The organism is Pseudomonas sp. YH-1 (assembly GCF_051990045.1).
Classification (GTDB): Bacteria; Pseudomonadota; Gammaproteobacteria; order Pseudomonadales; family Pseudomonadaceae; genus Pseudomonas; species Pseudomonas nicosulfuronedens.
The window spans coordinates 2518786-2531737 of the sequence record NZ_CP178184.1; the positions used below are offsets into that span (position 1 = coordinate 2518786).

13 protein-coding genes are annotated in these 12952 nt (G+C 66.8%); 5 read left to right on the plus strand and 8 right to left on the minus strand.

Annotated elements, in window-relative coordinates; genetic code table 11:
• Nucleotides 1-25: 25 nt before the first annotated feature.
• The 3 genes from ACKI1H_RS11800 to ACKI1H_RS11810 form a co-directional block, all read right to left on the minus strand.
• Nucleotides 26-1129: an enoyl-CoA hydratase/isomerase family protein gene (locus tag ACKI1H_RS11800; protein ID WP_440468429.1), complete on the minus strand. Its 1104-nt coding sequence runs from the start codon at nucleotides 1127-1129 to the stop codon at nucleotides 26-28.
• A gap of 10 nt (nucleotides 1130-1139) precedes the next feature.
• Complete coding sequence (locus ACKI1H_RS11805) at nucleotides 1140-1958, minus strand: enoyl-CoA hydratase (RefSeq protein WP_440468430.1); 819 nt, start codon at nucleotides 1956-1958, stop codon at nucleotides 1140-1142.
• Nucleotides 1959-2193: 235 nt separating this feature from the next.
• Nucleotides 2194-3357: an isobutyryl-CoA dehydrogenase gene (locus ACKI1H_RS11810; RefSeq protein WP_138520642.1), complete on the minus strand. Its 1164-nt coding sequence runs from the start codon at nucleotides 3355-3357 to the stop codon at nucleotides 2194-2196.
• 179 nt (nucleotides 3358-3536) lie between these two features.
• Between ACKI1H_RS11810 and ACKI1H_RS11815 the strand changes: the two genes are divergently transcribed.
• Complete coding sequence (locus ACKI1H_RS11815) at nucleotides 3537-4415, plus strand: AraC family transcriptional regulator (protein ID WP_138520643.1); 879 nt, start codon at nucleotides 3537-3539, stop codon at nucleotides 4413-4415.
• A gap of 1 nt (nucleotide 4416) precedes the next feature.
• Here the strand turns inward: ACKI1H_RS11815 and ACKI1H_RS11820 are convergent, their stop codons facing one another.
• Nucleotides 4417-5664, minus strand: a complete 1248-nt coding sequence (locus ACKI1H_RS11820) for an ABC transporter substrate-binding protein (RefSeq protein ID WP_440468431.1) — start codon at nucleotides 5662-5664, stop codon at nucleotides 4417-4419.
• 210 nt (nucleotides 5665-5874) lie between these two features.
• On the opposite strand from ACKI1H_RS11820, the gene ACKI1H_RS11825 reads away from it, so the two are divergent.
• From ACKI1H_RS11825 to ACKI1H_RS11835, 3 genes are read left to right on the plus strand one after another with little or no spacing between them, the layout of a single operon-like run.
• Entirely contained in the window at nucleotides 5875-6441 is a 567-nt protein-coding gene (locus tag ACKI1H_RS11825) for a hypothetical protein (protein ID WP_440468432.1), read from the plus strand.
• Between the two features lie 54 nt (nucleotides 6442-6495).
• Complete coding sequence (gene ung, locus ACKI1H_RS11830) at nucleotides 6496-7188, plus strand: uracil-DNA glycosylase (protein WP_440468433.1); 693 nt, start codon at nucleotides 6496-6498, stop codon at nucleotides 7186-7188.
• Nucleotides 7185-7550, plus strand: coding sequence for a hypothetical protein (locus ACKI1H_RS11835; RefSeq protein WP_440468434.1), 366 nt, complete (start codon nucleotides 7185-7187; stop codon nucleotides 7548-7550). The genes ung and ACKI1H_RS11835 overlap by 4 nt, the downstream gene beginning before the upstream one ends.
• A gap of 90 nt (nucleotides 7551-7640) precedes the next feature.
• Here ACKI1H_RS11835 and ACKI1H_RS11840 read toward each other — a convergent pair whose 3' ends face one another.
• The 4 genes from ACKI1H_RS11840 to ACKI1H_RS11855 are packed head-to-tail and all read right to left on the minus strand — an operon-like array spanning nucleotide 7641 to nucleotide 11985.
• Nucleotides 7641-9161, minus strand: coding sequence for a tripartite tricarboxylate transporter permease (locus tag ACKI1H_RS11840; RefSeq protein WP_138520648.1), 1521 nt, complete (start codon nucleotides 9159-9161; stop codon nucleotides 7641-7643).
• Between the two features lie 10 nt (nucleotides 9162-9171).
• The gene (locus ACKI1H_RS11845; RefSeq protein WP_440468435.1) at nucleotides 9172-9639 is read right to left on the minus strand and encodes a tripartite tricarboxylate transporter TctB family protein; all 468 of its coding nucleotides are present in this window, start codon (nucleotides 9637-9639) and stop codon (nucleotides 9172-9174) included.
• A gap of 49 nt (nucleotides 9640-9688) precedes the next feature.
• On the minus strand, nucleotides 9689-10666 hold the full coding sequence (locus tag ACKI1H_RS11850) for a Bug family tripartite tricarboxylate transporter substrate binding protein (protein ID WP_236171935.1): 978 nt from the start codon (nucleotides 10664-10666) through the stop codon (nucleotides 9689-9691).
• Between the two features lie 29 nt (nucleotides 10667-10695).
• Nucleotides 10696-11985, minus strand: coding sequence for an OprD family porin (locus ACKI1H_RS11855; protein WP_440468436.1), 1290 nt, complete (start codon nucleotides 11983-11985; stop codon nucleotides 10696-10698).
• Between the two features lie 285 nt (nucleotides 11986-12270).
• Here ACKI1H_RS11855 and ACKI1H_RS11860 point away from each other — a divergent pair, with 285 nt between their 5' ends.
• Nucleotides 12271-12942 (plus strand): response regulator, encoded by a 672-nt coding sequence (locus tag ACKI1H_RS11860; protein ID WP_024765529.1) that lies wholly within the window; start codon nucleotides 12271-12273, stop codon nucleotides 12940-12942.
• The last annotated feature ends 10 nt before the right edge of the window (nucleotides 12943-12952 follow it).

Genomic DNA, 12952 nt, shown 5'->3' on the forward strand with positions numbered 1-12952 from the left:
CTCCTACAGGGGACGGCAGGGGCGGTTACAGGTCCGCCAGCGGATGCTCGCCCTCCCAGGTCGCGTCGAAGTGCGCATTCACCACAGCAACAGGTATGGCAGCGATATCCGGCCAGTGCCAGTGCGGGGTGTTGTCCTTGTCGATCAGCCGGGCGCGCACGCCTTCGGGGAATTCTGGGTGGCGACAGCAGTTCAGGCTCATCGCGTACTCCATGCGGAACACCTCGGCAGTCGACAGATGGCGCGCTCGGCGGATCTGTTCCCAGACCAGATGAGCGGTCAGCGGGCAGCCGGAGGCGAGGGTCTTCGCCCCGCGGGCAATCAGCGCGTCCTCGTCGTCGACCAGCGCGGTCAGCGCGTTCCAGGCCTCGGCGATGTTGGCGCTGTCGAGCACCGCATCCAGGCGCGCGCGGCGCGGTAGCAACTGGGCTTCGGGCATTTCGCCACGGGCTTCATGCTCCAGCGCCTGGAGCAGGCTGTGCAGCTGCACGTCGGCCTGTTCGCGCCAGTTCAGCTGAACCAGGCCTTCGATCAGGTCTTCCTGCTGGGTGTCGAGCAGGAAGCGGTCGGCGAGGTCCAGGTCCAGCGCGTCGCGGGCATTCATCTGGGTGGCGGTCAGGCCGAGGAACAGGCCGAGGCGGCCGGGCAGGCGGGCGAGGAACCAGCTCGCGCCGACATCCGGGTACAGGCCGATGTTCACTTCCGGCATGGCCAGTCGGCTGCTCGGGGTGACGATGCGCACACCGGCGCCCTGCATCAGGCCCATGCCGCCGCCCATCACGTAGCCGTGGGCCCAGCAGATCAGCGGCTTGGAATAGGTGTGGATGAGGTAGTCCAGGCGGTATTCGTCGGCGAAGAAGCGGCGGGCCAGTTCCGGCACTTCGCCGGGCTTCTCGCGGCAGGCATCGACCAGCTTGCGCACGTCGCCGCCAGCACAGAAGGCCTTGCCGCCGTTACCGCGCAGCACCACGCAGGCAATCTGCGCGTCGTCCTGCCAGACGCGCAGCTGGTGGTTCATCGCCTCGATCATCGGCAGGCTGAGGGCGTTCAGGCTCTTTTCCGCGTCCAGCGTCACCACGCCGATGCGGAAGCCGTGCAGGCCGGGGCGTTCTTCGAACATCACATTCATGGTTGGGGCCTTATTGGTTGCGCCAGTGCGGGTCGCGTTTTTCCAGGAAGGCATTCACGCCTTCGCGGGTGTCGTCGGCGTCGAACAGGTCGACGAAGCGTTCACGCTCCTCCGGCAGCCAGGTGGTCGGGCCGCGCTCGCGGGCGCCCTGGATCAGCGGCTTGATGGTGCGTACCGCCACCGGGCTCTGCCGCGCGACCTTGGCCGCCAGCAGCAGGGCGGTGCCGCGTGCCTCGCCGGTATCGACGACCTGCTCGATGAGGCCGATGCGCAGGGCGGTGTCGGCATCGACGCGCTCGCCGCAGAGAATCATGCGCTTGGCCCAGCCTTCGCCGACCAGCCACGGCAGCGCCTGGGTGCCGCCGGCGCAGGGCAGCAGGCCCACGGTGGCTTCGGGCAGGGCCATCTGCGCCTGGCGTTCGGCGATGCGGATGTCGCAGGCCAGCGCGCACTCCAGGCCGCCACCCATGGCGTAGCCGTTGATCGCGGCGATGGACACGCCGCGGAAGTCGCGCAGCGCCTCGAAGGCTTCGCCGAAGCGGCGGGCCATCTCGCGGGCACGGGCCTTGTCGCCGTCGGCGAACATGTTCAGGTCAGCGCCGGCGGAGAAGAATTTCGGGCCCTGGCCGGTCACCACCAGGGCGTAGATGTCGTCGTCGCGGTTCAGGTGTTCGACTACCTGGCGCAGGCCGATCAGCGAGTCACGGTCCCAGGTATTGGCCGGCGGGTGGTTGATGGTGATCAGCGCGGTATGGCCGTGCTTTTCCACCGTCAGCTTGTGGGTCAGGTCGAAGACTCCGGGTTTGTAGGGTTCCAGGGCGTTGCTCATGGGCATCTCCTTGTCGGTCATGGGCATGGACTCTAGGTGTGCGCGGCAGGGCGCGTCCATGTCCGATCTGTTCGATTGCGCCCGCGTTGGCGGGCGGTTTTTCCAGTGGTTCCACTGCGGACCACAACCGCTGGCGCTTCATGTAGGGCGCATAACGCGTCAGCGTTATCCGCCATCCAGGGGCCGGCGGATAACCTGTTCCAGGTTATGCGCCCTACGGTTGGGCCATTTGATTTCAGAGCAAACGGTCCAGCATCCCGCCCTGTTCCAGCAGGCGGCGGGCGACGATGACGCGCATGATCTCGTTGGTGCCCTCGAGGATCTGGTGCACACGGCTGTCGCGCACCCAGCGCTCCAGCGGGTAGTCATTGAGGTAGCCGTAGCCGCCATGCAGTTGCAGCGCCTCGTTGCACAGGGCGAAGCAGCGGTCGGTGGCGAAGCGCTTGGCCATGGCGCAATACAGCGTCGCCTCGCCGTCCTTGTGGTCCAGCTTGTGCGCAGCCAGGCGCACCATCTGCCGGCTGGCGGTGAGGTCGGTGAGCATGTCGGCGAGCTTGAATTGCAGCGCCTGGAACTCGGCCAGCGCCTTGCCGAACTGCTTGCGCTCCTCGACGTAGCGCAGCGACTGCTCCAGCGCGGCCTGGGCCGCGCCAAGGGAGCAACTGGCGATGTTCAGGCGGCCGCCGTCCAGTCCCTTCATGGCATAGACGAAACCCTGGCCTTCCGGGCCGATGCGGTTGCCGGCGGGGATGCGCACGCCCTCGAAGGTGATGGTGCGGGTCGGCTGCGCCTTCCAGCCCATCTTGTCCTCGTTGCGGCCGTAGCGGATGCCCTCGGCGTTGGCCGGCACCAGGAAGCAGGAGATGCCCTTGGCGCCTTCCTCGCCAGTGCGCGCCATGACGATCAGCACGTCTGTGCTGCCCGCGCCGGAAATAAAGGTCTTGGCGCCATCGAGCACATAGTCGTCGCCGTCGCGTTTGGCGCGGGTGCGCAGGCGCGCGGCGTCGGAGCCGGCGTCCGGTTCTGTGAGGCAGTAGGAGGCGAGCAGCTCGCCGCCGATCAGCCCCGGCAGCCACTGCTCCTTGAGCGCGGCGTCGCCGAAGCTGGCGAGCATCCAGCTGGCCATGTTGTGGATGGTCATATAGGCGGTGGTGGCGACGCAGCCCGCCGCCAGTTGCTCGAATATCAGCGAGGCGGACAGGCGTGACAGGCCCAGGCCGCCGTCTTCCTCGGCGATGTACAGGCCCAGGTAGCCCTGCTCGGCGGCGCGGCGGATCACCTCCACCGGGAAGTGGTGCTGGCGGTCCCAGTCGGCGGCGTGGGGGGCCAGTTCGCGGCTGGCGAAGGCGCGAGCGCTCTCCACCAGCAGGCGTTGTTCTTCGGACAGATCGAAATGCATGCAGCTACCTCTGCTTGTTCTTGTCGGCTACCGCTTCGCGCTTGTGGCGCGCGCTCTTTGGTAAAGAGGCTCTTGGGTAAAGAGTCCTTCGGTTATAGCCGTTGCGCCATCGGCTGTGGATTGACGATCTTGTGTTGGAGATGGACGATCTTGGCATTGTTGCCTTCGGATTCGCACCCATGTCCCGCCCACTGATTTCCACCTGGCCGCTGCCGCAGCAGGGCGTTCGCTTCATCACCCCGCCGCGCCTGCGCCGCGCGTTGGACCGTCATCCGCTTGGCCAGGCTTGCTATCCGCTGGCCCTGGGTTATTACCCAGCAGCGGTCGGGCATCGTATGGAGCGGGAGAGCCCGGATGATCACCTGCTGATCTACTGCAGTGCCGGGCAGGGCTGGCTGGAGACGGCGGATGGACGATTCGAGGTAACCGGTGGTGATCTTCTGGTGCTGCCCAAGGGCCGCGCCCACGCCTACGGGGCCGACCCCCAGCGACCCTGGTCGATCTTCTGGGTACACCTGGAAGGCCGGCTGGCCGAGGACTTTCTACGCCCGCTGGGCAAGTCGCCGCGCCTGCGCGTGGGAGTGCAGCCGCGCCTTCTGGGGGAGTTCGACGCGCTATTGGCGCTGCGCCGCCAGGGCCTGAGCCTGCCGCACTTCATCCATGCCGCCCATCTGCTGCAGAGCCTGCTGACTTCTCTCGCCCTGCGCCCGGCGCGGGCGAGGTTGAAGTCCGGGCGCATGTTGGACGTCGAGGCGGTGCAGGCCATGATGCACGAGCACCTGCACGATGCTCTGAATCTCGACGAACTGGCGGCGCAGTTCCGCCTGTCACGCTTCCACTTCGCCAAGACCTACCGCGCACTGACTGGCCAGGCGCCGATCCAGGATTTCATCCGGCTGAAAATGACCCACGCCTGCCGCCTGCTCGACCAGGGCAACCTGGAGGTACGCCAGGTTGCCGAGCAACTGGGCTACGCCGATCCGTACTACTTCTCGCGGCTGTTCAAGCGTGTGGTGGGCATGGCGCCCAGTCACTACCGGGCGCTGCATACCGGCTGAGTTACTGCAGGGTCAGCGGCTTGCCCGCGGCGCGGCGTTCGGCCTGCCATTCGGCGAGGGTCGGGGCCGCTTCGGGGCCGTCCATGTGCTCGACGATCTCGAAGTAGTCCTGGTGCAACGGATCGCGCAGCACCTCGTCGCGCGGTTTCACCTTCACCACGTAGACGCGCTGGATATTCTGGTGGTCGAAGTCACGCCATTGCTGCTCGCCCTTGAGCAGGCTGTAGCGATGGCCTTCCAGCGCCTTGACCAGCGCGTCGCTGTCCAGGCTGCCGCTGCGCTTCGCGGCGTCGGCCCACTGGTAGACGATGCTGTAGGCCGAGGCGGCGGAGCTCGCCGGGTAGACGCCGTAGCGTTGGGTGAAATCGCGCACGAAAGCCTGGCCGCGCGTCGAGCCTTCGCGCTCGGGCACCTGCCAGGTCCAGGGTTCGGTGCCGATCACGCCCTGCATCAGGCCGGGGCCGGCCAGTTCGACCATGCTCTGGGTGAGGTTGGGGGCGATGATCTGGTGGTTGCGCGTCAGGCCCAGTTCGTCGGCGATGCGCATGGCGTGCACCAGGTCCTCGCCGAACAGTGCCAGTACCAGCACGTCGGCCTTGCTCGCCGCTGCCTGGGTCAGCGCATCGCGGTAATCGGAAAGCCGCGCGCCGGGGAAGGGGACCTTGATCGACGGATGCCGGGCGGCGTCCTCGGTGCCGGTGTAGTGTCGCAGCGAGCTTTCGGTGGTCAGGCCCCAGGTGTAGTTGGCAGTGACATAGAAGTAGCGCTTGCCCGGCAGCGTGCGGCCCAGGTAGCTGCCCAGGGCGCGGGCGCTCATCCAGGCGCTGTTGCACTCGCGGAACAGGTAGTGCTGGCCGTCCTTGCCGGTGGTGTCGTTGGAGTAGGTGAGGGTGCCGAAGTACAGCAGCTTCTTCTGCGCCGCCCGTTCGCCGGCGGCGATGGCCACCGCGCTGGAAGCGCCGCCGAAGAACATCGCTGCGCCGTCGGCGGCCATGGCGTCGATATTGCGTAGGGCCTTCTCTGGGCGAGAGGCATCGTCCTTGCTCAGCAGGTGCAGCGGTCGGCCAAGCACGCCGCCCTGGGCGTTGATCTCGTCGATGGCGAGCAATGCGCCGCGCATCTGCGCGAGGCCTTCTTCCTTGTAGGAACCGGTGCGGGGGTAGTTGAGGCCGAGGTTGATCGGTTCGGCGGCTTGCGCCAGGCAGCTGAGGGCAGCCACCAGCGAGAGTGCGGCAGTCAGAAATCGCATGTTCGTTCCCTGTTGTTTTTATTGGCGGGTGAAGCGAAGAAGGGACTGTGCACAGACTGGTCGGCCGCTCCCATTGGTCTTTGGTCGAATCCCCGCGCGGCCGATGGACGCAGGGTGGCGCGTGGCGTCGCCTGCACTGGCGTACTCGACCGTGCGCGCAGCGGTGCGGCTCGCTAGTCTTCGCCGACCCCCCGGAGAAGGATCTGCCCGATGCTGCCCGTGATCGCCGAACTGCTGTTGACCCTGGCCTGCGCCGTCGCCGCCTGGCTTGCCCTGCGCGAGCAAATGGGCTGGCGGGCGCTGGGTTTCCTGTCCATGGCCATCGCGGCGCTTCTCGGTGCGCTGGAGTACGGCGGCATTGCGTTGTTGGCCGAGCCGCATCATCTGGCGAGTGTGGTGTCCGGTGCTGCCGGGCTACCGCTGATTGCGCTCGGTCGGCTGTCCGGCGCACCCGTGCAGCGTGCAGTGGTGCTATTGGCGTGCATGGCGCTGGTGATGATGCCTTCCCAGGTCACACTGCTGACCAACCTCGTTGCGCTGCTGGTGATCGCCTGGCCAGGACGTTCGCGGCGCTATGCGCTGGCCCTGCTGGGTGCGCTGCTGTTCATCGGCAGTGGTTTGCTGATCGGCACCCAGGGTGAGCTGGCTGGCATGGCGCGTCGCGAACTGTTCCATCTGGGCCTGATGGCGGCCATCGTCGCCTGGGCGTTTGCGCGGCTGGGCAGCGGGTTGCCCCGGTTGCAACGGGCGCTGGCGGCGCGGCACAAGTCGCCTTGACTTGGCCGGGGCGCTTGCTTAGCGTGCCGGTTCGTTTCACCAGGCAGACGCACCATGACCAACGAAGATCGGATCAAGCTGGAACCCAGCTGGAAAGAAGCCCTCCACGAGGAATTCGAGAAGCCCTACATGAAGCAGCTGGGCGAGTTCCTGCGCGCGGAGAAGGCGGCCGGCAAGGTGATCTTCCCGCCCGGTCCGCTGATCTTCAACGCGCTGAACACCACGCCGCTGGAGCGCATCAAGGTGGTGATCATCGGCCAGGACCCGTACCACGGCCCCGGCCAGGCCCACGGCCTGTGCTTCTCGGTGCAGCCGGGCGTGCCGACGCCGCCGTCGCTGCAGAACATCTATAAAGAGCTGCAACGCGACCTGAACATCCCGATCCCCAGCCATGGCTACCTGCAGCACTGGGCCGAACAGGGCGTGCTGCTGCTCAACACTTCGCTCACCGTCGAACAGGCCCGTGCTGGTTCCCACGCCCAGGCAGGCTGGGGGCCCTTCACCGACAAGGTGATCGAAGTGGTCAGCCAGCGCTGCGAGAACCTGGTGTTCCTGCTCTGGGGCTCCCACGCGCAGAGCAAGCAGAAGCTGATCGACGCGCAGAAGCACCTGGTGCTCAAGTCCGCGCACCCGTCGCCGCTGTCGGCCTACCGCGGCTTCCTCGGCAACGGCCATTTCAGCCGTACCAACAAGTTCCTGGAGCAGCACGGGCTTACGCCTATTGACTGGTCGTTGCCTCCGGTATGACCCGGTGCGCAGGGCTGGCGCTCCTGCCGGGTCTGCTGCTCGGCGGGAACTGCCTCGCTACCAGCCTCGATGCCTGGCACTCTACTGAGTCGGTTCAGGGGCTGTACGAGATCGACCAGGCGGCCCGCGCCTTCGTGGCTGCCGAGAATGCTCGCGACAACGGCGACCGGGTTGTCGCCGAGCCTAATCTGAAGACCCTTGTTGCGCGGTGCTCCGTTCCATTGAGCACTCGCTGGGGCGAGGTACGCCTGTTCGCGCCGGATGGCCGCGAGCTCACCCGCAAGGTCGTCGAAGTGGTTTGCAGCAAGCCGGTCAGCGGCGAGCGCTGGACCATTCCGCTACGCGTTTCTCCGGCTTCCTGACTCGCACCACTCGTCCAAAAAAGAGGCCCGCACAAAGGCGGGCCTTGAAAGTCGCCGCGTGTCTCTCGGCGCGGCGAGCGTGGTTACCTTTTACGCAGCGTCAGCCAGCGTCTCACGGGAGCGGCGAGCGCGCTTGCGCCAGGCGCGGTACAGCGGCAGGCCGAGCATCAGCGCGACCAGCGCCCAGGTGCCGATGGCGATGGGGCTGGACCAGAGGATGCCCAGCTCGCCATTGGAGATGGACAGCGCGCGGCGCAGGTTCTGCTCCATCAGCCCGCCGAGGATGAAGCCCAGCAGCAGCGGCGAAAGCGGGAAGTCCAGCTTGCGCAGGATGTAGCCGAGGATGCCGATGGCGACCATCAGGAACAGGTCGAAGGTGGTGGCGTGCACGGCGTACACGCCGATGGCGGTGATGATCGCGATGCCCGGCACCAGTGCCCAGTTCGGCACCGAGAGGATGCGGGTGAACACCCGGACCATCGGCACGTTGAGGATGATCAGCATGACGTTGGCGATGAACAGCGAGGCGATCAGGCCCCAGACGATGTTCGGCTGTTCCTGGAACAGCAGCGGGCCGGGGGTGATGTTGTACAGGCTGAGCGCGCCGATCATCACCGCGGTGGTGCCCGAGCCGGGGACGCCGAGGGTCAGCATCGGTACCAGCGCGCCGCAGGCGGACGCGCCGATGGCGGTTTCCGGGGCCGCAAGGCCACGCAGGTCGCCCTTGCCGAACTTGCCCGACTCGCCGGCCATCTTCTTCTCGGTCATATAGGCCACGGCGCTGGCCAGGGTCGCACCGGCGCCGGGCAGTACGCCCATGATGAAGCCGAGCAGGCCGCAGCGCAGGTTCACCACTGCCACTGAGGCGGCTTCCTTGGCGTTGAACAGCATGCGTCCGCTGGCCTCGACCATCTTGTGGCCGTGGTGGGTCTTCTCCAGCAGCAGGAGGATTTCGCTGACCGAGAACAGGCCCAGTACCAGCACCACGAACTGGATGCCGTCGGAGACGTGGATGTTGTCGAAGGTGAAGCGGTACACGCCGCTGTTGGCGTCGATCCCGACGCTGGAGAGGAATAGCCCCAGCAGCGCCGCCAGCAGCGTCTTCAGCGGTCGGTCGCCGGCCAGGCCGCCCAGGGCGACGATGGCGAAGACCATCAGCACGAAGTACTCCGCCGGGCCGAAGGCGATCGCCCATTTCGCCAGCAGCGGGGCGAACAGCACCATGCCGCAGGTGGCGATGAAGGCGCCGATGAACGAGCTCCAGGCCGACAGCGACAGGGCCACGCCGGCCAGGCCGTTGCGTGCCATGGGGTAGCCGTCGAGGGTGGTCATCACGGTGGAGGCTTCGCCGGGAATGTTCAGCAGGATCGAGGAAATCCGGCCGCCGTACTCGCAGCCCAGGTACACGGCGGCCAGCAGGATCAGCGCCGACTCCGGCGGCAGGCCGAGGGCGAAGGCGACCGGGATCAGCAGGGCCACGCCGTTGATCGGGCCCAGACCCGGCAACAGGCCGACGACCGTGCCGATCAGGGTGCCGATCAGCGCGGTGATCAGGTTGTAGGGGGTCAGGGCGACGCCGAAGCCTTGCCCGAGGTAGCTCAATGTTTCCATGACGGTTTCCTCAGAGCAGGGGGTCGAGGATGCCCAGCGGCAGCGGGACGTCCAGGGTGCGGTCGAACAGCACGTAGAGACCGATGGCGAGCAGCGTGGCGGTGACCACGCTGGCCACCGGACGCCCGCCGTAGATCAGCGCGATGAAGGTGCCGACCAGGGCGCTGGCGGGGATGAAGCCCAGCGGCTCGAACAGGCCGGCATAGACCGCCAGCAGGACGACGCAGAGCACCACTTTGCCCAGCAGTGCGCCCTCCAGCGCGGGCTCGTCGTCCTCGCGCTTGATTGGCGTGGGCCGCACGATCAGCCAGGCCAGGCCGGCGGTCATCAGGCCCAGGCAGAGCAGCGGATAGGCGCGCGGGCCGACCGGTTCGTAGGAAAAGGGCGCCTGGAGTTGCCAGGCGATCAGGGCGAAGGCGACGCAGGCGAACAGCCAGGCGCCGGCGAACAGCCGCTGGAAGAGGCTGGTACGGGACATGGGGAGTCTCCTTGCGCCGCCTTCGCAGAAGACGGCGCCGCACGGGGCGTTACTGGATGAGGCCGAACTCGCGGGCCAGTTGCTTGTACTGGGCGACCTGCTGCTTCACGTAGGCGTCCAGCTCCGGGCCGGTCATGGCGAAGGGGAACAGCTCGCGCTGGTCACGCAACTTGGCGAAGTCTTCCGAGGCCAGCAGCTTGTCGAAGGAGGCCTTCCAGAACTGGTAGTCCTCGTCGCTCACCTTCGGCCCGACGTAGAAGCCGCGCACCACCGGCCAGACAATGTCGAAGCCCTGCTCCTTGGCGGTAGGGATATCGGCCATGCCTTCATCCTTCAGGCGCTCCTCGGAAAACACCGCGAGGATGCGCATCTTGCCGGCGCGGATGTGCGGCATGGAGTCGGAGATGTCCGTGCTGCCCACCTGGATGTGCCCGCCGAGCAGCGCCGTGGCGATCTCGCCGCCGCCTTCGAGGGCGACGTAACGCAGCTGCTTCGGATCGATGCCGGCGGCTTTGGCGATTAGCGCGGTCTGCATCCAGTCCTGGCTGCCGACGGTGCCGCCGGAGCCGATCACTACCTTGCCCGGATCGGCCTTGAGCGCGGCCACCAGGTCGCCGAGGTTCTGGTACGGCGAGTCGCTGGGCACGGCGATGGCGCCGTAGCTGGTGCCGACGGCGGCCAGCCACTTCACGGCGTTCTCGTCGAAACGGCCGAACTTGCCCTGGGCCAGGTTCAGCAACGAGCCGCTGGAGAAGGCGGTGATGGTGTTGCCGTCGGCCGGGCGCTGGGCGACTACCGCGTTGTAGGCCACGGCACCGACGCCGCCGGGCATGTAGGTGACGCGCATCGGCTTGGTCAGCAGCTTCTCGTCCACCAGGGCGCTCTGCGCCAGCTTGCAGGTGAGGTCGAAGCCGCCGCCGGGAGAGGCCGGGGCAATGCATTCCGGGCGCTTGGGCTCGGCCATCAGTTGGCTGGCGGCGAGCAGGGTGGCGCCGGCCAGGGTCAGGTTGCGCAGGACGGTGGACATGGTGCGATTCCTCTCTTGTTGTTGTCGGTTTACCAGATCGCCAGCGAGTAGCTGAGGTAGATGCGCGTCTCGTCGGCATCGCGCGCGAAGCTGGAGCGGTAAGTGGCGTTGCGCACGCGCACTGCCACGTCCTTGAGTGGACCGCTCTGGATCACGTACTTGATGTCGGTGTTGCGCTCCCATTCCTTGCCGTGACCGTCCATGCCGTTGATTTTGGCATTGTCGCCGCTGATGTAGCGATTCATCAGGGTCAGGCCGGGGAGGCCGAGGCCGGCGAAGTCATAGTCGTGGCGCACCTGCCAGGAGCGTTCGTCGGTCTCGGCGAAGTCGCCGACCTGGACGAAGTTCACCAGATACGGGTTGCTGCCATCGATGTAGGGGAAGGCGCTGTCGCCGCTCATCTGCTGCCAACCGAGGCTGAACTTGTTGGCGCCCAGGGTGTAGGCGAGCAGGCCGTTGAAGGCGCGGTTGTCGATCTTGCCTCCGCGTGCCTCGCCCTGGTCGTCGCTGATGGCCAGGCGCACGTCGGCGCTGAACTTGCCAGGGCCGAGCGGATAGGCTGCGAGTAGGCCGACGAAGTGCTGGCGGTAGACCTCGTCCAGCTGCGCGTAGTGGTAGCGGCCGGTGAGGTGATCGGTGAGTTTGTAGTCGCCACCGGCCAGGTCGTAGTGTTTGCCTTCGGCACTGCCGCCGGAGAAGCGGCGGTTCTTGTTGTTCAGCGCGAGGTCCTGCCAGTCGGTGGAGTCGCGGTCCTTGACCTTCTCCAGGCGCCCGCCGGTGAAATTCAGGCCCGGCAGGTCGGTGGAGTTGAGCAGCCCGCCTTCGAAGGTCTGCGGGAACAGGCGGCTGTCATTGGGCTGCAGGGTCGGCAGGTCGGGGATCAGGCTGCCGACTTTCAGCTCGGTCTCGGAGGCCTTGAACTTGGCCGTCAGGCCCAGCTTGCTGTACTCGTCGGCGGCGCGACCGTCGTCGTGGGTCGGCAACAGGCCGGTGCCGGTGCGGTCTGGCGAGGAGTCGAGCTTCAGGCCGAGCATGCCCATGGCATCGAGGCCGACGCCGATGGTGCCGGGCGTGTAGCCGGACTGGAAATCGAGGATGAAACCCTGCGCCCATTCTTCGCGCTTGGACTGGCCGGCGCCGTCGCGAAAATCACGGTTGAAGTAGATGTTCTGGGTGCTGAGCGTGGCGCTGCTGTCTTCGATGAAGCCAGCGGCTTCGCACAGTGGGGCGACCCCGGCGAAAGCCAGCAGGGCAGGCGTCAGGCAGCGGGTATTGGGCTTGGCAAAAGCCGATGCAGCCGAAGGCTGGGCGGTGGGCATCTGTGGTCTCCGTTCTTGTTGTTGTCGCGAAAGGGCACCACGCCGCCTTTCGCTCTGTTGACGGTCTTTGCCGTCGTCGAGTCCGCTGCTCCCGCCGTTGCGCCTGGGCAGTCGGCGCTGAAGATTCGGGGTTGGGAGGCGGCTCGTTGGCGATGCTAACGGGCTAAGCTTTCGCCAGGCTTTCAGTCTCCTTTCGCAGTGATTTCAGCGAATTTCCCCCATTCACAGTGGCGCGCGGATGGGTAAACTGCCGGCCCGAACCTGTCGTCCGAGGGGGACAAACGCGTGCGAATTCTCCTGGTTGAAGACCATCCGCAACTCGGCGAAAGCGTCGCCCAGGCACTCAAGGGCGCCGGTTGGACCGTGGACCTGCTGCAGGACGGCGTGGCCGCCGACCTGGCTCTGGCTAGCGAGGACTACGCCCTGGCGATCCTCGATGTCGGCCTGCCGCGCCTGGACGGCTTCCAGGTGCTGGCGCGCCTGCGCGAGCGCGGCAAGACCCTCCCGGTGCTGATGCTCACCGCCCGTGGCGAGGTGCGCGACCGCGTGCACGGGCTGAACCTGGGCGCCGACGATTACCTGGCCAAGCCCTTCGAACTCACCGAGCTGGAGGCGCGGGTGAAGGCCCTGCTGCGCCGCAGCGTGCTCGGTGGCGAGCAACAGCAACGTTGCGGCGAGCTGGTCTACGACCTTGGCGCGCGGCGCTTCACCCTGGCCGAGCAGGCGATGAACCTGACCTCCCGCGAGCAGGCCGTGCTCGAAGCCCTGATTGCCCGGCCGGGTCGGGTGATGAGCAAGGAGCAGCTGGCGGCGCAGGTATTCGGCCTCGATCAGGACGCGAGCGCCGATGCCATCGAGATCTACGTCCATCGCCTGCGCAAGAAGCTCGAAGGCAGCTCGGTACGCATCGTCACCTTCCGTGGCCTGGGCTACCTGCTCGAGGCCCAGGATGGCTGAACGGCGCCGG